The sequence below is a fragment of the Arthrobacter sp. SPT-J7 genome (genome assembly GCF_059089965.1).
The window spans coordinates 57,610-79,661 of sequence record NZ_JBNHFF010000004.1; the positions used below are offsets into that span (position 1 = coordinate 57,610).

The following is a 22,052-nucleotide window of genomic DNA, read 5'->3' on the forward strand; positions in this document are numbered from 1 at the left end:
GGGGCTGGCTTCGCACGCCGGTTCGTCCAATATCCTGCGCGGCCGTTCACCGCGCCGGGTACGGCATTCGGTTGCGCCTGGGGTTGGACCAAAGCGGTCGGGCTCACCGGATGAAAGGCTTTACCTCTCATGACCAAGCAAAGCAGCAGCTTTGTGCGCCGGCAGGGAATGCGATCTGCCGCAGCACTCGCACTGGGGATACCGTTGATACTCTCCGGGCTGGCCGGCCCGGCGGCGGCCGGACCCGCCAATCTCCCGCGCACCATCACGTCGAACCCCGATGGACAGCAGGCCATCTATGAGGACGGCCGCTACATTGTGATGCTGGATTCCGCTCCGCTGGCGACCTATGAAGGCGGCGTGGCCGGCATCGGAGCCACCAAGCCCGGCAAAGGCGAGAAGCTGGACGACAGCACCGCCCACGCCAAGAAGTACCGCGCGCACCTGACCACCAAGCAGGACGACGTCGCTGCCTCCGAGGGTGTGAAAATCCAGAAGAGCTTCACGACGGCGGTAAACGGCTTCGTGGCCGAGCTGACCGGACTGCAAGCGGCGGAGCTGGCCAAGAAGCCCGGCGTCGTGGCAGTGGCTCCGGACGAGCAGCACCACCCCGACTACTCCAGCACCGATTTCCTGAACCTGCCCGGCCCCGACGGCGTCTGGGCCAAGCAGTATGGTGGCGCCGAAAACGCCGGCAAGGGCACCGTGGTCGGCGTGATCGACACCGGCTACTACCCGGAGAGCGATTTCCTGGCCGGCGAGAAGGTCAAGCCGCTGCGCGGCAAGGCCAAGGTCGGCGAGCCGTACCTGACCGCCGACGGCAAGATCGCCATGCTTAAAGCAGACGGCAGCACCTTCCTGGGTGAGTGCCAGCCGGGCCAGGAGGGCTCCGGCTTCGACGGCACCGAATGCAACTCCAAGGTGCTCAGCGCCCGCTACTACGCCGATGACTTCCTGCGGACCGTTCCGGCAGAAAACCGGAACGCGAAGGAGTCCATCTCCCCGCTGGACATCGCCAGCCACGGCACCCACACCGCCAGCACCGCCGCCGGCAACACCGGCGTGACGCAGACGGTGGCCGGCCGCGACTTTGGCACCGGCAACGGCGTGGCGCCGGCCGCCAAGGTGGCCGTCTACAAGATCTGCTGGGAGGACAACGACGAGGCCACCGGCGGCTGCTACACCTCCGCCTCGGTGGACGCGATCGAACAGGCCATTAAGGACGGCGTGGACGTCCTTAACTACTCCATCTCCGGCAACAACAACTCGGTGCTGGACCCGGTGTCCGTGGCGTTCCTGAGCGCGGCCGAGGTGGGCATCTTCGTGGCCGCCTCCGCCGGCAACACCGGCCCGGCCGCCGCCACCGTCAACCACAGCGCGCCGTGGGTGACCACGGTGGCCGCCAGCACGTTCTCGAACGAACTGCAGGGCACGGTGGAACTTTCCGACGGCACCAAGTACCGCGGCACGTCCATCATGAACCGCGAGGTTCCGCAGACCAGCCTGGTCCTGTCCGCCGTCGCCGGCGCGGCAGGCGCCACCGCCGACGAGGCGAGGCTGTGCTACCCGGGCAAGCTCGATCCGACCAAGGTTGAAGGCAAGATCGTGGTCTGCGACCGCGGTATGAACCCGCGCGCCGAGAAGTCCGTGGCAGTGAAGCAGGCCGGCGGCGTCGGCATGGTGTTGGTCAACGTGGTGCCCGGATCGCTCGATCTGGACCTGCACGCGGTGCCCACCGTCCACATCGACGACCCGTCCATCAAGGACAAGGTGGCTGCCGATCCGGCGCTGACCGCTGCGCTGCGCAACAAGGACACCACCGGCCTGGCCCAGAGCCCGGTCCCGCAGGTCGCCGCGTTCTCCTCGCGTGGTCCGTCCATGGCGGTGGACTCGAACCTGCTCAAGCCGGACCTCGCCGCCCCGGGCGTGAATGTCCTGGCCGGGGTTTCCCCGGTCCTTGGCGGCGAGACCACCGGCTTCATGTCCGGTACCTCGATGGCCGCCCCGCACGTCGCCGGTCTCGGCGCGCTGCTGCTGGCCGAGAACCCCCAGTGGTCCCCGGCCACGGTGAAGTCGGCAATGATGACCACCGCCGGCGAGCTGGTGAACGAGGACGGCTCGGTGAACAAAGACCGTTTCGCCACCGGCGCCGGCCACGTGGACACAGCCCGGATGGGCGACCCGGGCCTGGCCTACGACGCCGGCGTCAAGGACTGGCTGGGCTTCATCCAGGGCACCGGGCTGGACCTGGGGCTGAAGAAAAAGGACAGCATCCAGTCCAAGGACCTTAACGTTCCGTCCTTCGCGCTCGGGAAACTGGCCGGCAAGGTCACCGTCGAGCGCACGCTCACCGCGCTGGAGCCGGGCACCTACACGGTTGATGTCGACCTGCCGGGTGTGGCCGTCAAGGTCTCGCCGCAGAAGCTGACCTTCACGAAGCCCGGCCAGGAACGCGAGTTCAAGGTCAGCTTCCGGAACGTGAATGCCCCGCTGGATGAATTCGCCATGGGCACGCTGGTCTGGACGGAAGAGGGCAAGCGCGGCAACGGCAAGGGCAGCGGCCGCAGCCAGCATGCGGTTGCATCACCCATCGCCGTCCGGCCGGTTACTGCGCTGGCCCCGGCCAGCGTGGCCTTCACGTCCGACGCCGGCGAAGGCACCGGCTCGTTCAAGGTCACCTCGGGCACCGACTCGCCTATTGAACTGGGGGTTGAGGGCCTGGCCAAGGCCAACGCCAGCCAGTTGGAGAAGACCCCCGGCCAGCCGGCGGTACTCGGTTCCAACGCCAGCACCGGCTTCGCCCCGCAGAACGTGCCCGAAGGGGCAACGCTGGCGCAGTTCGCCATCAACGCGGCGGACTCCGGAGCGGATTGGGATCTGCACGTCTTCACTCCTGCCGGCGAGGTGATCTCTGCCGCCACGGCTTCGGCCAGCGAGTCGTTGGTGATCAACAATCCGGCGCCGGGCACGTACTACGCGATTGCGCACCTGTACTCCAGCCCGGACGGCAAGGCCAGCAAGGGAACCATCAACACGGTGGCGCTCAGCGGTGATGCCGGCAACCTCACGGTCAGCCCGGATCCGCTGAAGCTGCGCAATGGCAACACTGGCACGGTGCAGGCAAGCTGGTCCGCTTTGGAGCCAGGCAGCTGGGTGGGCCTGGTGAAGTTCAGCGACGGCGCCTCCACCGCGGTAACCGTCAACGTCTCCGGCGACGGCGCCGTGACGCAGACTCCTGCGGCTGAAGTCGGCGCGGTGATTGTCGACGGCGGTGCCTCACCGCAGCCGGAGCAGCGGTCCGGACGGTAGGCCCAAAGGTTCCGCGCAACGGGCCCTGAGCAGATGAAGAAGGCGGCCGGTGGGCTAAACCACCGGCCGCCTTCGCTGTCAGCGGCGGGGGCACATCCGTTCGCCCCGGGCCTTCAGGCCTGGTCCTGGCCGGCGACGGCCTGCTGCTCGAGCGGCGCGACTCCGGCTTTGTGCGCCGCCGCGATCAGGGCATGCATCGAGGCGTTCAGTTCCCGCAGCTGCTCCCGTTCCAGACCCAGCCGCGAAAGCATGGTTCCCGGCACGGACAGTGCTTGCTCCCGCAGCGCAACACCGGCATCGGTCAGGCCCACGGCCAGCGCCCGCTCGTTGCCTTCCGCCCGCTCCCGGGTCACCAGCCCGGCTTGCTCCAGCCGCTTGAGCATGGGGGAGAGCGTGGCCGGGTCCTGCTGCAGCGCTTCGGACAGATCCTTGACCATCCGCGGACTCTGCTCCCACAGTGCCAGCATCACCAGGTACTGCGGGTGGGTGATGCCCAGCTTCTCGAGCACGGGCTTGTAAGAAGCCACCACGCTCCGCGAGGCTACCGACAGTGCGAAGCACAGCTGGTGTTCCAGCAGCAGGTCTTCAGTTGTTCCCGCTGTCACGGCTATCACTCCCGGTCGGTTAGTGCACTAATTGTTCGTCCCCTATTATGGATACGAACGCCCGCGGAGTCCATCGGGCACCGGAAGAAGGAACAACGCACATGGCCGAAAAGAAGTCCCGCGTCAACGCGTTCATGCGGGCCACCGGCAAGTTCCGCTGGGTCTTCGGCCCGGCGCAGAAGAGCGGCGTGGACCATCCCATGACCGAGGAAAACAAGGCCCTGCTCAAGCAGCGCGAGGCCGAAGCAGCCCAGTGGGAAACAGTCACCCGGGCCGACGGCAGCACCTACATCGTGCCGAAGAAACAGTCCTAGGAATCCGGCCTCCCGGGCAGGCCCAGGGCGGGTGTTCTCCTGCCCAAAACCCTGTTTTTCCGTACCGCTCCTCGTTACACTGATGCCACGGATTCTTCTGAGCAAGAGGTGATTCAGATGGCTGGGAATTCGCGCTTTATGAACCGATTCATGCGAGCCACGGAGAAGGCGGCAAAGGTGTGGGGCCCGGCGGACCGGATCGATTCGGATTCCCCGGTTGTCCACCGGCACGACGCCTCGGAGAAGGCGTCGGAGGAGCAACTGTCGCAGATCGAAGTGGAGCGGGGGGAAGCCGGTCACTCGTACGCGTACCGGCGGCCTCATAAGGCCTGACGCCGATCTGTCGTTGTCGGAAACGGCGCCCCGCACAATCCATCGCCCGAACGGGCGACGTGCCGACGGCGGGGTGCGCACCGCCGTCGTGCCTTTCAGCAGCGGGCGAAAGCAGCCTGCTGTGCCCCGCAGACCGCTGCCGGCGCCCACCACGCCCCCTCGCGCCATGTCCGATGCCCCGTTTCCATCGAAAAATCAGCAGGCGCCCTTCCCAAGGCCGGGAAGGGCGCCTGCTGATCAGTCGATGAGTGAGTCAGTCGATCCGCGGCTCAGTAGACCCGCGGTCAACCGGCAAGAGGCCGTCAGCGGCCGGTGCCGCCGTAGACCGTGGCTTCCTCGTCCGTGTCCAGGCCGAATGCGGCGTGGACCGCGCGGACGGCGGTGTCCAGCAGATCGGCGTGCGTGACAATCGAGATGCGGATCTCGGAGGTGGAGATCATGTCCACGTTCACGCCGGCCTTGTGCAGCGCTTCGAAGAACTTGTAGGAGACGCCCGGATTGGAGCGCATGCCCGCGCCGATCAGCGAGAGCTTGCCAACGTTCTCGTTGTAGAGGATGCCCTCGAAGCCCACCACGTCCTGGGCCGCCTTGAGCGCGTCCAGGGCCTCCTTGCCTTCCACCATGGGAAGCGTGAAGGAAATGTCCGTCTTGCCGGTGCCGCGGGTGGAGATGTTCTGCACGATCATGTCGATGTTCGAGTGCGCGCCGGCGACGATGCCGAAGATTTCCGCGGCCTTGCCGGGAATGTCCGGCACGCCGAGGATGGTGACCTTGGCTTCAGAGCGGTCGTGGGCGACGCCGGAGATGATGGGCTGTTCCAAGGGTTCTCCCTCTTGAATCTTGATCTTGTCATCGGGGCTGGGCAGCACCCATGTTCCTTCGTTGGTGCTGAAGGACGAGCGCACATGCAGCTTCACACCGAAGCGACGAGCGTACTCGACGCAGCGCAGGTGCAGGATCTTGGAGCCGGAAGCAGCCATCTCCAGCATCTCTTCGCTGGAGATGGTGTCGATCTTCTTGGCGGTGTGCACCACGCGCGGATCAGCGGTGTAAATGCCGTCCACGTCAGTGTAGATCTCGCAGACGTCGGCGCCTAGGGCCGCCGCCAGCGCCACTGCGGTGGTGTCGGAACCGCCGCGGCCCAGCGTGGTGATGTCGTTGCTCTCCCGGCTGATGCCCTGGAAGCCGGCCACAATGGCGATCTCACCGCGTTCGATGGTGGTCAGCACCCGGTGCGGCGAGACGTCGATGATCCGCGCCCTGCCATGGATGGCATCGGTGACCATGCCGGCCTGGCTGCCGGTGAAGGACTGCGCCCTGGAGCCGAACTCCTGGATCGCCATGGCCAGCAGGGACATGGAGATGCGTTCGCCGGCGGAGAGCAGCATGTCCATTTCGCGGGCGCTGCTGTGCGAGGACACTTGGTTGGCCAGGTCAAGCAGTTCGTCGGTGGTATCCCCCATCGCGGACACGACGACCACCACTTGGTTGCCAGCGGCCTGGGTATCGACCACGCGTTGGGCCACGCGCTTGATCCCCTCGGCGTCCGAGACTGAGGAACCGCCAAACTTCTGCACTATCAGGCTCATGTGGGCTCTAAACAACTCCTGGTTTGGGGCCCGGGCCGTGCCCCGCGAGGCGGGCGGCCGGGCTGATGGAATGCTGCCGCGGGCCCTGGCTGCGGACACGGCGCGGCAAGGGCAATTCTAACGCCGCAACAGGGGCGGCGGAGAATGCGGCCAGCCAGTGTGACTGGCCATGGTCATAACGACGCCGGTGCCGCACCAAAGTGCCACTTGGCACCGGCGGTGGATGTCCGCTTCCGGTTCCGTGCAGATCGAGCGTGCTGGAGCCGACGGCCGAACCAGATTCAGCGTCGGCCGCAGGCATCAAGTCAGGATGCGGCGGCCTTCAAACGCGCGGCCCAGCGTGACTTCGTCCGCGTACTCCAGGTCCCCGCCTACGGGCAGGCCCGAGGCCAGCCGGCTCACGGGGATGCCGATGGCCTTGAGCATGCGAGCCAGGTAGGTGGCGGTGGCTTCGCCTTCCAGGTTGGGATCCGTGGCGATAATGATTTCTTCGATCTGCTTGTCCAAAAGCCGGTTCAGCAGTTCCTTGATGCGAAGCTGCTCCGGGCCGACGCCGCCAATCGGGTTAATCGCGCCGCCGAGCACGTGGTAGCGGCCCTTGAAGGAACGGGTCCGTTCGATCGCAATGACGTCCTTGGACTCTTCCACCACGCAGATGGCCGTCGGGTCCCGGCGCGGGTCGCGGCAGATGTTGCAGGTCTCCTGTTCGGAGACGTTTCCGCAAATGGAGCAGAACTTCACCCGTTCTTTGACGTTGGTCACGGCGTCAACCAACCGCTTCATGTCGGCCGGATCGGCGTCCAGAATATGGAACGCGATCCGCTGGGCGGACTTCGGGCCGATTCCAGGCAAGCGGCCGAGCTCGTCGATCAGCTCCTGGACAGCACCTTCGTACACTGAACCTTCATTCTCCGCGTTCGGTTAGGAACCGTCGTGGCTTCGTTCTTCAATCAGGCGTCCGCCGAGCAAACGTTCGATGGCTGCTCGGCCCACAAGCCCGGAGTCCTCGATGGACTCGTCGTCGTCGCTGGGGATGTCCTCGACGTACTTCAAGTTTAGGTTACTGCCGGACGGGGACGGCGTTGCCGGAGTTGCCGCTGCCTGCGTCGCCTTCGCCTGATCCAACAGCTGCTGGTAGCGGCTACGCTTCTGGCCGGGCACTTGCCGATCCGGCGTCGTTTCCCACTCTTCAGCGGGCGGTTCGTCGTTGGCGTAGGGGATGTCGTCGTACGGCGAGGCCGGGGCCGACGGCGCTGGAGCGCCTTGGCCTGAAGCCGGGGCGCCGTGGAACTGCCTGGTGGGCTGGGCAGCTTCAGGGTCGCTTGGAGCCGGAGCGTCCGCACCCGCCACCGACTGGTTGGGATCCGACTTCAGGGCGACTGCGCCAGGGGCCCCGGTGACAGCAGCGGGCGACACCGAAGACATCCGCTCGGCCAGCTGCGCGAACACCGGCTTCTCGCCAGGCAGGGCGGGAGGCCGCTGGCCGTTGCCGGAAGCGCTGTTCGGTGAATCGGCCGACGGCGCAGAGGCCGCAGTGGCCCCGGACATCCCGCTGGCTGCTGACGCCCCCGATGCCGCGGAGAAGCCGGAAGCTGCTGAGATGCCGGAGGCTGCGGAGAAGCCGGTGTCCGCGGTAGCGGCCGTGGGCCCGGACATCCCGCTGGACGCGGAGTAGCCAGAAGCTGCCGAAGCACCGGATAAGGGGGATGGGCTCGAGATGCCGGACGGTGCCGAGACAGCCGACGGTGCCGAGACGGCAGACGACGCCGAACCGGCCGACGAACCCGACGTGGCCGACGAACCCGACGGAGCCGAGGGCTCGGAAGGTGCCGGGCCGGGGTTAGGCGTGAAGCCGACCGGCGGCACATGAGTCGCGGTGGTCGGCGCAGCACTCGGCGGAGTGTTGTACGCAGCGGGCTCCGGGACAGGCGCGGGCGCGTTTACCGTAGCGGTGTTGGCGGGCCATCCACCGTCTGCCGGCTGCTGCCGGCTAGTGGGTACTTTTGGGCTGGACTCACCCGCTGTCACCGAAGCATCTTCCACGGTAAGGATCCGCAGGTCCAGGCCGAGCACCTGCTGGATGGCCTGCCGCAGGTTCTCCGCGTGGTCGCCGTTGCCGAAGTTGGTTGCAGACCCCTGGTTCTTGAAACCAAGGGTGAGCGCTGTGCCGTCGAGGCTGAGCGGCGAGGCATTGGCGCTGACATTCATCCACGTCACCTTGCGGATGCCGCTGAGGGTGCTCAGAATCTCCGGCCAGGCACGGCGGATCATCTCGATCTGGCCGGATGCCTGGGGGGCAGGCTGGCTCGGCCGCGGAGCCGAGGCCTGCGGCGCTGTCTGGTCCTGGCGCGAAGGCTGCACCTGTGCTGCCGTCGGTTCCGGACGGGAAGGCTGCTGCTGGACCGGTGCTGCAGGCGCGGGCTGCTGAGCGATGGGCTGTCCCGGCGCTTGCGGCTGCCGCTGGCCGCGCGCATCGGCGGCTTGCGGAGCTCCGGACTGCTGGGCCGGCTGCTGGGCAGCAGGCGGCGCCGCCTGGTTCATCGGCGCCTGAGCAGGCGCCGGGGCAGTGGTCTTCTCCGGGGCCAGCGCCGGTTCCGGCATGGCGCCCCAGGTGCCGCCCCAGTCGGCCGATGTTCCAGCCACCGGGCTGGCGGCAGGTTCCTCCGGTCGGCCAGTGTTGGCCGTTCCCTTCACGCCAGCGTCCTGTCGGCCGGCATCCTGCGGGTTTCCGAAAACTGACGACGGAACGGCGGGGCCGGGTTCGACGTTCGCGGCGGAGCCGGCGGGAGCGTCAGCTGCCGGGGCCACAGGCGCCGGGGCAGCAGACGCAGCGGCACCGAATCCACCGGTGGCGTCTGAATCCGGAGTTCCGGAGCTTCCCGGAGCCACAGGCGCCATTTGACCGGAAGTGGCGGGAGCTCCGCCGTCGTGCTGTGGGGCAGGCTGCGCCACGGGCCGGGAAGCGGTGGCCGACCCCTGCTGGTCCTCGCGCGGCCAATCGGCGGTGCTCACTCGCGGGGGAGTGATGCGCTCGGGGTCCTGACGCGAAGTTTCTGCCGCGGCCGCGGCCGGGGCCTGCGCCTGGGCATTGGCTCCGCGGAGCGCCGCGCGCGCAGCCGCAGCGCCGGTGAGCGCCGGTTCAGCGGCAGCGTGGGCGACGGGCGCCTGGCCTTGGTCGAGCGGAGCGGACACCGGGGCTCCGCCGTAGCTGAGCCGGCGCTCGATGCGATCCACCCGGGCCGCGACGCCCTGCTCGCCCTGGTCGGCGGCGGGCAGCAGGATGCGCGCGCAGAGCAGTTCCAGATGCAGGCGCGGTGACGTTGCACCGGTCATCTCGGTCAGCGCCTGGTTGGTGATGTCCGCGGCGCGGGAGAGTTCGGAGGCGCCCAGCTGGTTGGCCTGTGTCTGCATCCGCGCGATCTGGTCCTCCGGCACGCCGCGCAGGATGGCGTGCGCGCTTTCCGGCATCGCCCGCACAATGATCAGGTCGCGGAAACGCTCCAGCAGGTCCTCGACGAAGCGGCGCGGGTCGTGGCCGGTCTGCACCACGCGGTCCACTGCGCTGAACACGGTGGACGCATCGGCCGCGGCGAAGGCGTCGACGACGTCGTCCAGCAGCGAAGCGTGGGTGTAGCCGAGCAGGGAAACGGCCAGTTCGTAATCCAGGCCGTTGGGGCCGGCACCGGCCATCAGCTGGTCCAGCACGGACAGCGAGTCGCGGACGGAACCGCCGCCGGCGCGGACCACCAGCGAGAGGACGCCCGGGGCCACCGGCACGTTCTCCTGCCGGCAGAGCAGCTCCAGGTACTGCATCAGCGGTTCCGGCGGGACCAGCCGGAACGGGTAGTGGTGGGTGCGCGAGCGGATGGTGCCGATGACCTTGTCAGGCTCCGTGGTGGCGAAAATGAACTTGATGTGTTCCGGCGGCTCTTCGACGATCTTCAGCAGCGCGTTGAAGCCGGCGGACGTGACCATGTGGGCCTCGTCGATGATGAAGATTTTGTAGCGGTCGCGGACCGGGGCGAAGGTGGCCCGTTCGCGGAGGTCGCGGGCGTCGTCCACACCGCCGTGGGAGGCGGCGTCGATCTCGATGACGTCCAAGCTGCCGGGACCGCCGCGGCCCAGTTCAACGCAGGAGTCGCACTTGCCGCATGGGGTGGGCGTGGGGCCTTCGGCGCAGTTCAGGCAGCGGGCCAGGATCCGGGCTGAGGTGGTCTTACCGCAGCCGCGCGGGCCCGAGAACAGGTAGGCGTGGTTGACACGGTTCTTCTGCAGCGCCGCCATCAGCGGATGGGTGACGTGTTCCTGCCCGATAACGTCCGCGAAAGTGTCCGGGCGGTAGCGACGGTAAAGGGCTGTACTCACGATGAAACCCTATCGGTTGGAACTGGGCCCGCGCACGCCGGAGCGCTCGGGCTGGGGATAGCCTGCAGGGGGTTAAGTAAAGACCCCTCATGCACCTGCCAGAGCCCGCTTACCCTTGCTACCTTCCGGTCCTGGGGGAGTTCACAGGATGACACCGCATGAGGGGCCGACGAACAGTCTACCCGACTCCCGACGGCGTGCCGAAATCACCGGCGGCGCTGCCGGCGGCCCCCCACCAGCGCAGCACGCGGGCGCAGCGGAGGGTGGCCCAGCGGCTGATGTCCTCGGGCGTCCAGCGGAACCACATCCGACCCGGGTACGGCCGATAGCCGCCCCAGTTGCCCGGGGTGCGCCGATGGGAGGCGATCGCCTTGACGGCCATCGACATCCGGTCATCCCGCGGGCAGTCCTCGGCGCGGAAGTACTCCAGCCCGCGCAGGATGTCGAAGTGCCACTGCGGCGGGAACCGGAACTGGGCCAGCGTCGGATGGGCGACGCCGCCGGTGCGGTGCGAGCGGTAGAGCGAATGCATCAGCAGGAATTCGCGGCCGCGGGCCTCGGCGGCGGCAACCGGGAGCGGTCCGCCGCTGTGTCGGTAGGCGGCCAGCGCCTCCAGCGTGCTGATGGTGGTGTGGAAAGAGCCATGCTTGTCCGGCGAGGTATGCGGCTCGCAGTTCCAGCCGCCGTCGTCCAGTTCTTCGGCAAGCAGCCAGGCCACCGCGTCGTCGATTCGGGAATCGCCGTCGAGCCGCTGGCCCAGCTCCGAACTGACCAGCACGGTCATTGCGGTGACGCAGTTTTCGGCCCGCTTCGGATGCCGCCCATAATCGATGCCGCCGTCGAAGTACTCCGCTCCGTCCAGCAGCCGCCGGCAGCCGGCCACTGCCTGCGGGTGCCCGGCCGGCAGGCCGAGCCAGTGCAGCAGCAGCAGGGTGAACATGGTGGAGGTCCACTTGGGGTTGTAGAGCCCGCCGTCCCAGCCGCCGTCCGGGTCTTGCGCCTCGAGCAGCAGCGCCCCCCAACCGCTGACCGGAATTTTGGCCTGCGCTTTGGCCACCTCAGGGTCGGGCGCGTCGCAGAGGTCGCGCAAGGTCTGGAACTGGATGGATGGGTCGCCGGCCAGCAGCCAGTCCACTATGCGCGCCGATGGAGCGCTGCCTTCTGCGGGCGGATCGCTGGCCACGGCGCATCATTCCCCTCGGGTGAAGGCTTCCCCTGAGCACTCCACCTTTTCTATGGCGACATTTTGCCACTGCCGGATTCGCGCTTCCAGAGCGGACGGTCCGATGCGTCCGGCCGGCGGGGAATTCGTTCCGGCGGGTCCCACCCCGCCCGTTCCGACGCCTGCGGATGCTGCCCGGACTCTCTGCGACGAGCACGTTAGCCTCCTACGGATGGTGCCCGGAACTCTCCGCCCCGAGCCCGTTGGCCTCCTGCCCGATTCGGCAGATCGGCCCGGTTCGGGTACTCTGGTATCTGCTCTTGTGAGCAAACATTTGGAGGATTCGCCTAGCGGCCTATGGCGCACGCCTGGAACGCGTGTTGGGTTCACGCCCTCGGGGGTTCAAATCCCCCATCCTCCGCCAAGAAACAGCGGCCCCGATCTGCACTGCAGACCGGGGCCGCTGTTTCTTTTAACGACGGCGACGGCGACGGCGACGGCGACGACGACGGCGGTGGCGAGCTGCTTGGGCGGACGGACCATGCCTAACGTCGACGATGGCGGTGGCGAGCTGCTTGGGTGGACGGACCACACCTGACGACGACGATGCCGGGCTGCGTGCGCCGGCGGACCACGCCTGGCGACGGTGGTGCCCGGCGCCGCCTAGGTAGCCTGTGGCGCGCAACCTTCCGCCGTAACTTCCCACGTATAGCAGTAACTTCCCACGTCTTGGAGGAGAAAAAGCCCCTGACCTGCGCGTTTATTTCAGTGAACGTTGAAACATGGGAAGTTGCGTCAGGAGTTCCGTCCGCGGCGGTGTACTGCAATCGGGCCTGCTGGCCGAGCCGGGCCGTCAGCCTGCTGGCGGCCCGCAGAGCCCGTGGAGCCCTCAGGCCTGCTGCCGGAGCCGGGCCAGGCGGCGGCGGGCAGCGGATTCGCTGGGACCGGTCTTGCTCAGGCCCAGCCGGACGACGCCGAGCACGATCTTGGTCGCGGGCTTGACCAGGATCCGCAGCGGCAGCGGAGTACTGGGCCGCAGCCCCAGCAGCCGGCGGTAGTCCGCGGGGAGGGTTTCGACCGCGGCGGCGAAAAGGATGCGGTAACCCAGCCGTTGGGACCGGGGCAGCGGCGGGTGGCGGACGAACGAGACCGTCTCGGCCGTGGCGGGCGAGGCCGCCAGCTCCGGCCCGAAGCTGGCCAGTTGGCTGCGCAGTTCCGCGTAACTCCGAGGCGGGTCGGCGATCTGCATGAGTTCACCGGCCTTGGCCCATTCGGCGACGTAACGGTCCGGCCCGCCGGGCAGTGGCCTGCCGTAGGTGAGATAGGACGTCACAAAAGCATCGGTGAACGTCAGGTGCACCCACCGCAGGAGATGCGGATCATTGGCGTAGTACGACTGCTGCTCGCCGGCCGCATTGGTGTACGTGCCGCGGACTCGTTCGTGCAGTTGCAGCACCATGTCGCAGGCGGACTTGGCCGCGGTGGTATCGCCGTAGGTAACGGTGAAGATCCAGCGGATGGTGTTGGCCAGCCGGGCCAGCGGAGCCTCGCGGTACGCGGAGAAGTCATCCACACCGGCCAGCGCCCCAGGGTGCAGTGTTTGCGTGAGCAAGGAACGGATGCCTGCCACCAGTGTGGTCATCGAGCGGTGGACCTCCCAGACCGCGGAATCCGGCGCGAAGTAGCCCTCGTCGTCGCCGTTCTCTAACTCCAGTTCCCAGTGCGGGACTGTCTTGCTCTGTCCGGAGAAGGTGCCGCGCAGTTCATCGCGCCAGCGGATCAGGATGTTGCCCACACAGCCATTATGAGTGTGCTGGCGGAGGTTGTGCAGGGGAGATGTGGTCTCCGCGCGTTCGCTGGGGCTCGCTTGGTTGACCACCGGGGCAGACCGCTGGCGCGGGTCTCCACGCGCTCGCTGGCGCTCGCTTGGTCGACCACCCACCGGCGTCGACCGGCCGCGCAACCGACCGCCGGTGGTCGGGCGCTGCTAGTTCTTGGCGAGCAGCTCCGGGTAGTACTTCTCGGTCACGTCCGGGTGGGCACGCAGCCGGCCCTTGAGCATATTGGCGCCGAAGCTGGAGAGCATCGGGTTGGTCGGGTCGTCGGTGCGACCGCGGGACTCGGCCTTGAGCTCGTCCGGCAGCGGGACCGGATCGATCACGGCGTCCAGGCGCGGCGACCAGAAGAACGGCACCGAGTAGCGGTCCACGCCGGGCGGCGGAGCCTGCACGCGGTGGATGGTGGCGGTGATGTAGCCGTCGGTGGCCACCTCCAGCATTTCGCCCAGGTTCACCACCAGGGCGCCCTCGATCGGCTCCACCGGCAGCCATTCCTCTGACTCCGGCGGCCGGACCTCCAGACCGCCGACCATGTCCTGCAGCAGCAGGGTGACAAAACCGTAGTCGGCGTGGACGCCCACTCCCTGGTCGCCGGCTTCTTCCACGACGCCGCCCACGTAATGCACCAGCTTGCCCATCCAGTGCGGGGTATCCGCGAACGGCTCGTCGAAGTAATCCTCCGGCAGGCCCAGCCCGACGCCGATGGCGGACAGCAAATCGTGTCCCACCGAGGACATCAGCTCGGCCCAGGCCATCGCCTTCTCGCGCAGGTCCGGCTGCACAGCGTCCGGCCACTGGTTCGGGCCGCGCAGCAGCCAGTACTTCTGGTCCTCGGAGTAGTCCGTAACCGGCTCACTCTCCGGCGAGTAGTCCAGCTGCTCGCGGGCATCGGCCCGGCCCTGGGTCCGCTCGGTGCCCATCCGGGTGTAGCCGCGGAAGTGCGGGGAATTCCGGTTGTCCAGCTTGAGCCGCTCCTCCAGTGGCAGCTCGAAGAAGCGCTTGATCGCGTCGAAGAGCTCGGCCACCTGGCCGTCGGCCGCGCCGTAGCCGACAATCTGGAAGAAACCGACGCGGTGCGCGGCGTCGCGCAGCTGGTCGATGAAGTCCGGATTGAAGCTGCCGTCCGCGAGCCGGGCGGTGCTCATGTCGAGTACTGGAATGGATCCCTCGAAAGCGTTCATGCTGGCAGGCTAGCACCGGCTCCGCTGTCAATTATTACGGACGTTACGATTTGCTGCGCCGGCAAAGTTTTCCTTGACTCCCGGGAGAATCAGGCGTGGAATACGCCCCGGGTTACGGCGTGTTACAGCGTCTGCGCAATCGCGGCCCAAGTCCGCAGGAACGCCGCGCCGGCCTCCTCGTGCACGGCCTTCGGGAAGCCCAGATGGGCCGCGGTCAGCACCGGATAGGGCTTCTGCGGCACGCCCTCCGCCGGCCGTACATCCACGTGCAGCACGGCATGGCCGTTGTGGTGCAGCAGGTCGGACATGGCATAGTCCGTGCGCGAATCGCCCATGGTCCGCCAGGCATGCGGCACCACGCCGTCGGCGGCCAGCATCTCCAGCGCCCGCTGCGCGCCCAGGTCCTTGCCCAGCTGCACCGATTCGATGTCCGTGGCGATAATGTTCGGATCCACCCGGTAGTCAATCCGGTCGTCGCTGTTCGGCAGGTGCTGATCCAGCCGGGTGGCACCCATGTCGAACCTGGCCATCAAAGCCAGGACCTCGGCGTCGAACTTTTCCTGCACCCGGCGGTACTCCCGGTTCTCGGTGCCCACCACCTGCTCCACGGACACCATGGCCTTTTTGGTTTCGTCGAAGAACATGAGGCTGGAGTAGCCCGAGCTGACCAGCTTGCGCACCTCGGCGGCGAACTCCTGCGGCGGGGCCAGCGAGTGGTCCACGTGGATGGTGCCGGGGCCTTCCGCGGTGAAGCTGAACCAGACGGCGCCCTTTTCGCAGACCGCATAGCAGCGCACCCCTGCGGGCATCCCCGCGGCCAGCATCGGCTCCATGACCTGCTCCCGGATGAAATGGTCCGAGCGGCCGGTGTTGAACACGATCGGCCAGCCTCGCTTGGCCATCACCAGCAGCGAGTAAATGATCTCCGGCGGAACCGTGCGCGTCACCGGGGAGGAAACCGGGCCGTCCACGTCCAGCAGCAGCCCGATGGGCGGCTGCTCGGGGCGGACGGGTGCACCGGCTGTGAGGGTCATGATCCCAGTATGGTCGCGTGCCCGGACGGTTGGCACCCCTTCAGTTTTTCCCAAGCCCGCCCGGCAAGGATGAGTCTGCAAGATCCATTGGGGAATGGAAGCGGTACCGCAATGACAACGCTAATTGGGGATAGCGCGGTCGCCTCGGAAGCGGAGGGCAGCGCGAGCCTGCCGTCCGGTCTTTCGCGCCGTGTTTTTGGAGTTCTGATTGGCGCCGGCGTCGCCGGCGTGGTGGGCGGCGCCGGTCTGCTCACGGCCAGCCATCAGCGGGCAGGCGGCCCGGGCGGCCTGGAAACCTCCTTCGGGAGCGTGCGGCTGGTGTCCGCGGAGCGCCAGCATCGGTTGGCGTACGACGGCGGTGTTCCCGCCGTGGGCACGGAATCCTCCGCTGCGGCGGGGCCAGCTGGATCCGGCGGGACGTCGGCCGGGTCGGGACACGCAGGCCACGGCACCATCCTGGCGACGGCGCCGCAGCCGGCGAACATGACCTGGGGCGACCACTTGCTGGTGGAGCTGGAGGTGCACAACGCCTCGGACGGCCACGTGCTGTTCGCGCCCGGACAGCTGCGGCTGAAGGTCGGCGACGGCGGTCCGACGGTGACCAACCGGGACTCGGGGGAAGCCGTGGTGCTGGCACCTGGGAGTACCGAACGTTTCTGGATCAGCTTCCTGGTGCCGGCGGATGCGCAGGGTTTCTCCGCGGAGTTCACCGATCCGTGGCAGCATTCCGCGCCGCTGCAGCTCCAGCTGCCGCAGGTGGCGCTGCGGCCCGGCTGGCTGGACGAAGGCGGCCACCATGACTGAACAAGTTCCGGAACCGGAGCACGGCGCCGCGGGCGTCACGGCCAGGGCCAGCGCTGCCGGTGCGGAATCCGGACTGCCGGAGGACCCGCCGGACGCAGCCAGTGTGGGGCGCTGGAACTTCCTCAAATACGGGGCCGCCGCCGGACTCGGCGCGCTGGCCCTGGGCGGACTGGGTGGCGCGGCACCGGCCCAGGCAAGGGCGCCTGGACTCAGGAACCCCGCCCAGTCCGCCACCCGGGCCTCCGCCGTCGTTCCCATCCCGGGCGTGCTGGACCTGTACATCAACGAGGGCTACCTGAAGATGGTGGACGACTCGCTGGTCTACCACCGGGGTTTCGGCGACCGGCCCACCGGGCTGCGCGATGGGTCGCCCAGCCTGGCGGTGGTGCCCAAGGTGTTTACCGCGGACGGCCGGCTGGTGGAATCGCGGACCTATCCGCTCGGTGCCGCGCTGCCTCCGCGCGGCACGCCGCTGCCGTACGGCCCGGATCCGGCGAACCCGGGTCAGTACTTCATCCGGCGCAACCACTGGGCCAGCTACTTCCCGGCGCGCACCATCATTGCCGAGGTCGGCTCGACGCTGCGCTTCCGGGTGCACAACCGGCTGGCCAAGGACCATGAGTTCGTCCTGCACGACGTCGGACCAGACCACGCGGACGCAGGCACCGGTCCGATTGCGCCGGGGGAGAGCGCCCTGCTGGAACTGCCCTGCCCGCCGGCCGGCACCTACATCTATTCCGACCCGACGAACGCGCCGGTGGAGCGGACGCTGGGGCTGTTCGGCGCGCTGGTGGTGATGGACCCGGTGCACCAGTGGGACATCACGCCCGGCAGGGCCAGCTTCGAACGGCAGTGGGTGTGGATCTGCCATGCGGTGGAGTCGAACTGGGCGGCGATCGAAGCCGCCGGCGGCACCGTCGACCCGCTGCAAACCAAGGCGGTGCCGCGGTACTTCACGTTGAACGGGCGCAGCGGCTACGAGTCGCTGGCGATGACCCGGAACGAGGCGCTGAACCTGGCCAGCGACGAGGAAACCCTCGTCTCCGGGTATCCGCGGCAGCTCGATGTGCGCCAGTTCGGCGAAGGCACCACCGCCGGCACGCTGCGCGGCGGCCAGTTGGTGCGGTTGATCAACCCCGGCATCGTTTACCACCAGATCCACTTCCACGGGAACCACCTCTGGACCGTGCGGCGGAACAACTACCACTGGCCGCGGAGTGAAGGTTACGTGGACAAGGAGGGCCACGTGGTGCTGCAGCAGTGGGAGGACGTAATGGAACTGAAGCCGATGGACCGCAAGGACTGCATCATCCCGGTCAAGCGGCCGCCGGACGCGCTGGACCCGGTCTGGTACGCCCGGACCACCGACTGGGAGTACCCGATGCACTGCCACGCCGAGCCGTCGCAAACCGCCGCGGGCGGCATGTACCCGGGCGGCCTGGTGGCGCACTGGAACCTGAAGGCACCGATTCCCGGGGAGGGAGCATGAGTCACGCGACCGTGCCGCTGCGGCGCGACCCGGACGAGAAGCGGGAGGCCGAAGACCGCAGGAAGAAGGAGGCGGAGGCCCGCAAGCGCGCCGAGGCCGAGGCACGCAAGCGGAAAGAGGCCGAAGACCGCAAGAAGAAGGAGGCGGAGGCCCGCAAGAAGAAGGACGACGACCGGAAGGGCCGCGGCAAGCCGACAACTGCTCCGGCACCGAAGCCGACGCCGACGCCGAAACCTAGCGCGACGCCTAAACCCAGCGCGACGCCTAAACCGACGGCAACCCCGAAGCCCACCGCGACGGCAGCGCCCACGGCTGCTCCGACCAGCTCGCCGACCAACAATCCCACCGTCGGCCCGACGCCGGAGCCGACGCATCAGCCCACGGAGGCACCGACGTCGTCCCCCACCCCCACCCAGCAGCCGACGCAGAGCCCGCGGCCGGACGACGATGACCGCCCGCGGCACAGGTTCCGCAGCCAGGTGGACTTCAGCTCCGACCAGCTGGACCTGGACCGCCCGGTCACGGAGTTCAAGCAGACGCCGCACTCGTCTGTCTACCTCGAGGTCTTCAACCGGGACCTCCGGTTCGACGACGGCGCGGAGTTCGAAATGTGGAGCTTCGACTCGCCGCAGTCCGGCCGCGGCTTCCCCGGCCCGCTGATCCGGCCGCTGGAAGGGCAGATCTTCCACGCCACCGTGCACCCGTCCATGGGGCCGCACACCATCCACTGGCACGGGCTGGAGCCGGACCCGCGCAACGACGGCGTGGGGCACACCTCGTTCGAGATCGGCGGCACCTACACGTACCAGTGGGCGCCGGAACCGGGCCGGCCGGGAGATCCCAACTACGGCGCGGCCGGCACCTACTTCTACCACTGCCACGTCAACACCGTGCTGCACGCGCAGATGGGCATGTTCGGCCCGGTGATCGTGGACCCGGTGGTCCACCCCGACTATCCCGTGACGCCGGGAGCGCGGCGGGCATTCGTCGACGGGCCGGAGTATGACATCGACACCGAATCGATCTTGATTCCGTACTCGCTGGATCCGCGCTGGCATGAAATGCACCACGCGGCCGGGCTGTCCGGCGAAGACGTGGGGCTGAACCGCTTCGAGCCCAAGCACTTCTACCTGATGGGCGGGGAACTGGCGCGCCGGCCCTCCGGCGACAACCGGGTGTGGAGTCTCTCGGCGTTGCGGGCCAACGTGGCCGGCGGCGCAAAGAAGCCCACGCTGCTGCGCATCCTGAACGCCAACTACCTGCCCAACCACATGCACTTCACGACGGCGGACGGCGAACCAATCCGGATGGCGGAGCTGATCGCCCATGACGGCCGGCCGTTCCGGGACACCTCCGTTCCGGGAGCGCCGTCGCCCACCTGCCGGGAAGCCGGCTACCCGCTGATGACCGACGTGCTGGCCTTCGGCGCCGCCGAGCGGTTCGACGTGATGCTGCATCCGCCGGAGCCAGGGAAGTACCGGCTGCGGGTCGAATGGGAGGACTGGATCACCGGCGAGATCGTGGGCGTCCGCGAAGTGCCGATCACCGCGGCCTGAAACACAGAAACGCCGCGGCATCCGGGCGGAGGCGACGGCGCCCCGCAGCGTAACCATTTGGCTACGGTCGGCGGCTCGCTGCGGTTTGCGTTTCATTCAGCGGCGGAGTTCCTTAGGCTGAGTCCGTGATCTTCAAAGCCGTCGGCGACCATCGTCCCTATCCCGAACATGGCCACGTCAGCCCCAAGGACTGGGCCGGCGTGCCGCCGCGGCAGGTGCGGCTCGACGAGCTGATCACCACCAAGTCCACGCTGGACCTGGATGCCCTGCTGGCCGAGGACTCAACGTTCTTCGGCGACTTGTTCCCGCATGTGGTGCAGTGGAAGGGCAACCTTTATCTGGAAGACGGACTGCACCGCGCGGTCCGCACGGCGCTCCACCAGAGGGCCGTCTTGCACGCCCGGGTCCTGGTGGTCGATGACTGATACCAGCCTCCCGCCGCCACCCCAACGCCAGCCCAAGGAGCCCTTGGACTGGCAGGGCCGCCGTGTCATCACCGAAGACGATCTGGATGTTGCCTTCGAAGACGACGGCAATGTGGAGAAGCCCCACGTTTACCACCGCCGAATCCTGCACGGTGTGGTGCTGGTGCTGCTGGTGGGCCTGGTCATCGCGGCGGGGCTGGCGGCGATGGCTGTGGCCCGCGGCGACCTAAAGATTCCCGGCTGGGGCCCGCCGCCCCCGCCCGAGCCCATCACGTGCCCGGCCGGCACCTACGACTATCCGGACAACGGTTCCTTCCGGCTCAACGTCTACAACGGCACGCAACTGGAGGGGCTGGGCAGCAAATTGGCCTCCCAACTGGCCGACCGCGGCTACGACATCGGCTCGGTGGGCAACAAGACGTTGAGCTTCTACGGGATGAGCGCCGTGGTCGTTTCCGGCAAGGCCGGCGAGGCCAACGCCTTTAACCTGCAGCGGAACATTCCGGACACGGAATATGTAGCTGACGACCGCGCCGACGACAGCGTGGATGTGGTGGTCGGCGCCGGTTACAAGGAACTGGTCCCCGCCAAGCGGGTGGACCAAACGCCCGGCCAGCTCAGCTGCCCGCGGCTCTCGCCCCCGCCCACCGACGAACCGGCAGAATAGCTGCTTAGGCGCGGACGGCGCGGCCACCGTTCCGGCCGTGCGCGAAAAAGTACAGCAGCGTGGCCAGCACCATGACCACGGCCAGCATCAGGTACATGCCCGGATAATCGAGCACCGGAATGAGTGCGCCCAGAACGATGGGTCCAAGCCCGCCGCCCACGTCCAGCATCAGGAAGAACGTGGAGGTGGCGGTGCCGATTCGCAGGGACGGCGACTCCTTGACCGCGATCGCCTGCGCGCCGGACAGCACGGTGCCGAAGCCGATGCCGCTGAAGATCGCCGATCCCACAATGGTCAGGATGGTGGGCTCCGGAATCAGCAGCAGCAGGCCCAGCACAAACGAGATCAGCGTGGGATACATGACGCTGTTGTCGCCCCGCCGGTCCTGGATCCGGCCGGCAAACAGGCGGGAGACCAGCACGGCCCCCGCGTAGACCATGAAGAACACGCTGGCCGCCGCCGCGGAGCCGCGTGTCTCCGCATAAGAGGTGAGGAAGGTGAGGATGCCGGAGTAGGCGACTCCCGCCAGCAGGATGACGCAGGAGATCGGCAGGGCGGCCGTCTCGAAGATATCGCTCAAGGTCATCCGGAACCGGCCGGGGCGTTTAGCGGCCGGCAGCTCCGGCACCCGCAGGAACAGCGCCACCACCAACGCGGCCACGGAAGCTGCGGCGCAGAAGTAGAACATGGCGTGGTAGTTGCCCAGCCCGGCCAGCAGCACCCCCACAAACGGGCCCACCGCCGTCGAAAGCGTGGTGGACAAGCCGAAGTATCCGGTTCCCTCGCCGCGCCGGGTGTGCGGGATCAGGGTCTGCGCCGAAGCGGCCACGGCGGTGGTGCCGGCACCAAAGGCCATCCCGTGCACAATGCGGAGCACCAGCAGCCCGGCCAGCGACCCGGTGGGGATGTAGAGCAGCGAGGCGACCACGAAGACGGCCATGGTCACCAGGATCAGCCTGCGGCGGCCGACAAGGTCCAGCAGCCGACCCGCGAAAATCCTGGCAATGACCGAGCCAAGCACGAACGCACTGGAGGCGAAACCGGCGGCGGTGTCGGACGCCTGGAACCTGGCCACGGCGTAGAGCGCCATGGTGGTCATCAGCAGGTAGAAAACCATCGAGATGAAGAGGTTGACGACGATCGCCAGGATGAAGTTCTTCGTCCAGAGTTTCGCCGGTTGCTGATCCATCCCGCTATCAGTCCTCTTCAAAGTCGGGCCGAAACGCCGGCCGTTGCCAATACGTACACGCGCAGTCATGCGGAATTGAACCGCACAGTCGCATTCGGGGTGCTTCGCCGCCCTCGCTCGGGGGACAGCGCACGATACCCCTCAGGGGAAGCAGTCCTCGCAGGACGCAGCAAAGCCGTCGGCGCAATGCAC

At 67.8% G+C, this 22,052-nt stretch carries 17 protein-coding genes, 1 tRNA gene and 1 other RNA gene; 9 read left to right on the plus strand and 10 right to left on the minus strand.

Annotated elements, in window-relative coordinates; genetic code table 11:
* The first annotated feature begins 129 nt into the window (after nt 1-129).
* A complete protein-coding gene (locus AC5RWX_RS07870; RefSeq protein ID WP_494097199.1) occupies nt 130-3,309 on the plus strand; it encodes a S8 family serine peptidase in 3,180 nt (1,059 codons plus the stop codon).
* A 113-nt stretch (nt 3,310-3,422) separates the two neighbouring features.
* On the opposite strand, the gene AC5RWX_RS07875 is transcribed toward AC5RWX_RS07870, so the two are convergent.
* Nucleotides 3,423-3,914 carry a MarR family winged helix-turn-helix transcriptional regulator gene (locus AC5RWX_RS07875; RefSeq protein WP_494097200.1) on the minus strand — a complete coding sequence of 164 codons (492 nt, stop codon included), beginning with the start codon at nt 3,912-3,914 and terminating at the stop codon, nt 3,423-3,425.
* Nucleotides 3,915-4,015: 101 nt separating this feature from the next.
* On the opposite strand from AC5RWX_RS07875, the gene AC5RWX_RS07880 reads away from it, so the two are divergent.
* A complete protein-coding gene (locus AC5RWX_RS07880; RefSeq protein ID WP_493942324.1) occupies nt 4,016-4,228 on the plus strand; it encodes a hypothetical protein in 213 nt (70 codons plus the stop codon).
* Nucleotides 4,229-4,378: 150 nt separating this feature from the next.
* A complete protein-coding gene (locus AC5RWX_RS07885; RefSeq protein ID WP_493942325.1) occupies nt 4,379-4,561 on the plus strand; it encodes a hypothetical protein in 183 nt (60 codons plus the stop codon).
* Between the two features lie 302 nt (nt 4,562-4,863).
* Here the strand turns inward: AC5RWX_RS07885 and AC5RWX_RS07890 are convergent, their stop codons facing one another.
* The 5 genes from AC5RWX_RS07890 to AC5RWX_RS07910 all read right to left on the minus strand — a co-directional run bounded on the left by AC5RWX_RS07890 (nt 4,864) and on the right by AC5RWX_RS07910 (nt 11,698).
* On the minus strand, nt 4,864-6,150 hold the full coding sequence (locus tag AC5RWX_RS07890) for an aspartate kinase (protein ID WP_493942326.1): 1,287 nt from the start codon (nt 6,148-6,150) through the stop codon (nt 4,864-4,866).
* Between the two features lie 300 nt (nt 6,151-6,450).
* Entirely contained in the window at nt 6,451-7,047 is a 597-nt protein-coding gene (gene recR / locus AC5RWX_RS07895; protein ID WP_494097201.1) for a recombination mediator RecR, read from the minus strand.
* A gap of 24 nt (nt 7,048-7,071) precedes the next feature.
* Nucleotides 7,072-10,515, minus strand: coding sequence for a DNA polymerase III subunit gamma and tau (locus AC5RWX_RS07900; RefSeq protein ID WP_494097202.1), 3,444 nt, complete (start codon nt 10,513-10,515; stop codon nt 7,072-7,074).
* A gap of 75 nt (nt 10,516-10,590) precedes the next feature.
* Nucleotides 10,591-10,686, minus strand: an RNA gene (ffs, locus tag AC5RWX_RS07905) — signal recognition particle sRNA small type.
* 7 nt (nt 10,687-10,693) lie between these two features.
* Nucleotides 10,694-11,698 (minus strand): prenyltransferase/squalene oxidase repeat-containing protein, encoded by a 1,005-nt coding sequence (locus AC5RWX_RS07910; protein WP_493945261.1) that lies wholly within the window; start codon nt 11,696-11,698, stop codon nt 10,694-10,696.
* Between the two features lie 315 nt (nt 11,699-12,013).
* Here AC5RWX_RS07910 and AC5RWX_RS07915 point away from each other — a divergent pair.
* Nucleotides 12,014-12,101, plus strand: a tRNA-Ser gene (locus tag AC5RWX_RS07915).
* Between the two features lie 465 nt (nt 12,102-12,566).
* On the opposite strand, the gene AC5RWX_RS07920 is transcribed toward AC5RWX_RS07915, so the two are convergent.
* The 3 genes from AC5RWX_RS07920 to AC5RWX_RS07930 all read right to left on the minus strand — a co-directional run bounded on the left by AC5RWX_RS07920 (nt 12,567) and on the right by AC5RWX_RS07930 (nt 15,730).
* Nucleotides 12,567-13,472, minus strand: a complete 906-nt coding sequence (locus AC5RWX_RS07920) for an oxygenase MpaB family protein (protein WP_494097203.1) — start codon at nt 13,470-13,472, stop codon at nt 12,567-12,569.
* Nucleotides 13,473-13,664: 192 nt separating this feature from the next.
* Complete coding sequence (locus AC5RWX_RS07925; RefSeq protein ID WP_493944677.1) at nt 13,665-14,696, minus strand: isopenicillin N synthase family dioxygenase; 1,032 nt, start codon at nt 14,694-14,696, stop codon at nt 13,665-13,667.
* A 122-nt stretch (nt 14,697-14,818) separates the two neighbouring features.
* Nucleotides 14,819-15,730 (minus strand): hypothetical protein, encoded by a 912-nt coding sequence (locus AC5RWX_RS07930; RefSeq protein WP_493942189.1) that lies wholly within the window; start codon nt 15,728-15,730, stop codon nt 14,819-14,821.
* A 111-nt stretch (nt 15,731-15,841) separates the two neighbouring features.
* On the opposite strand from AC5RWX_RS07930, the gene AC5RWX_RS07935 reads away from it, so the two are divergent.
* The 5 genes from AC5RWX_RS07935 to AC5RWX_RS07955 all read left to right on the plus strand — a co-directional run bounded on the left by AC5RWX_RS07935 (nt 15,842) and on the right by AC5RWX_RS07955 (nt 20,671).
* Nucleotides 15,842-16,534: a DUF4352 domain-containing protein gene (locus tag AC5RWX_RS07935; protein ID WP_493944676.1), complete on the plus strand. Its 693-nt coding sequence runs from the start codon at nt 15,842-15,844 to the stop codon at nt 16,532-16,534.
* Nucleotides 16,527-18,023, plus strand: a complete 1,497-nt coding sequence (locus AC5RWX_RS07940) for a multicopper oxidase domain-containing protein (protein WP_493957582.1) — start codon at nt 16,527-16,529, stop codon at nt 18,021-18,023. Before AC5RWX_RS07935 ends, AC5RWX_RS07940 begins: the two co-directional genes overlap by 8 nt.
* On the plus strand, nt 18,020-19,579 hold the full coding sequence (locus AC5RWX_RS07945) for a PT domain-containing protein (protein ID WP_493957581.1): 1,560 nt from the start codon (nt 18,020-18,022) through the stop codon (nt 19,577-19,579). Before AC5RWX_RS07940 ends, AC5RWX_RS07945 begins: the two co-directional genes overlap by 4 nt.
* Nucleotides 19,580-19,704: 125 nt before the next feature.
* Nucleotides 19,705-20,004, plus strand: coding sequence for a type II toxin-antitoxin system VapB family antitoxin (locus tag AC5RWX_RS07950; protein WP_127514137.1), 300 nt, complete (start codon nt 19,705-19,707; stop codon nt 20,002-20,004).
* The gene (locus AC5RWX_RS07955) at nt 19,997-20,671 is read left to right on the plus strand and encodes a LytR C-terminal domain-containing protein (protein ID WP_493957580.1); all 675 of its coding nucleotides are present in this window, start codon (nt 19,997-19,999) and stop codon (nt 20,669-20,671) included. The genes AC5RWX_RS07950 and AC5RWX_RS07955 overlap by 8 nt, the downstream gene beginning before the upstream one ends.
* A gap of 4 nt (nt 20,672-20,675) precedes the next feature.
* Here the strand turns inward: AC5RWX_RS07955 and AC5RWX_RS07960 are convergent, their stop codons facing one another.
* Nucleotides 20,676-21,860 (minus strand): MFS transporter, encoded by a 1,185-nt coding sequence (locus AC5RWX_RS07960; RefSeq protein ID WP_493957579.1) that lies wholly within the window; start codon nt 21,858-21,860, stop codon nt 20,676-20,678.
* Nucleotides 21,861-22,052: the final 192 nt, after the last annotated feature.

Excerpts from the sequence above, each read along its gene's own strand:
- AC5RWX_RS07870 (WP_494097199.1), top strand. The coding sequence starts at position 130 with ATGACCAAGCAAAGCAGCAGCTTTGTGCGCCGGCAGGGAATGCGATCT.
- AC5RWX_RS07880 (WP_493942324.1), top strand. The coding sequence starts at position 4,016 with ATGGCCGAAAAGAAGTCCCGCGTCAACGCGTTCATGCGGGCCACCGGC.
- AC5RWX_RS07885 (WP_493942325.1), top strand. The coding sequence starts at position 4,379 with ATGCGAGCCACGGAGAAGGCGGCAAAGGTGTGGGGCCCGGCGGACCGG.
- AC5RWX_RS07890 (WP_493942326.1), bottom strand. The coding sequence starts at position 6,150 with ATGAGCCTGATAGTGCAGAAGTTTGGCGGTTCCTCAGTCTCGGACGCC.
- AC5RWX_RS07925 (WP_493944677.1), bottom strand. The coding sequence starts at position 14,696 with ATGAACGCTTTCGAGGGATCCATTCCAGTACTCGACATGAGCACCGCC.
- AC5RWX_RS07930 (WP_493942189.1), bottom strand. The coding sequence starts at position 15,730 with ATGACCCTCACAGCCGGTGCACCCGTCCGCCCCGAGCAGCCGCCCATC.
- AC5RWX_RS07935 (WP_493944676.1), top strand. The coding sequence starts at position 15,842 with ATGACAACGCTAATTGGGGATAGCGCGGTCGCCTCGGAAGCGGAGGGC.
- AC5RWX_RS07940 (WP_493957582.1), top strand. The coding sequence starts at position 16,527 with ATGACTGAACAAGTTCCGGAACCGGAGCACGGCGCCGCGGGCGTCACG.
- AC5RWX_RS07945 (WP_493957581.1), top strand. The coding sequence starts at position 18,020 with ATGAGTCACGCGACCGTGCCGCTGCGGCGCGACCCGGACGAGAAGCGG.
- AC5RWX_RS07955 (WP_493957580.1), top strand. The coding sequence starts at position 19,997 with ATGACTGATACCAGCCTCCCGCCGCCACCCCAACGCCAGCCCAAGGAG.
- AC5RWX_RS07960 (WP_493957579.1), bottom strand. The coding sequence starts at position 21,860 with ATGGATCAGCAACCGGCGAAACTCTGGACGAAGAACTTCATCCTGGCG.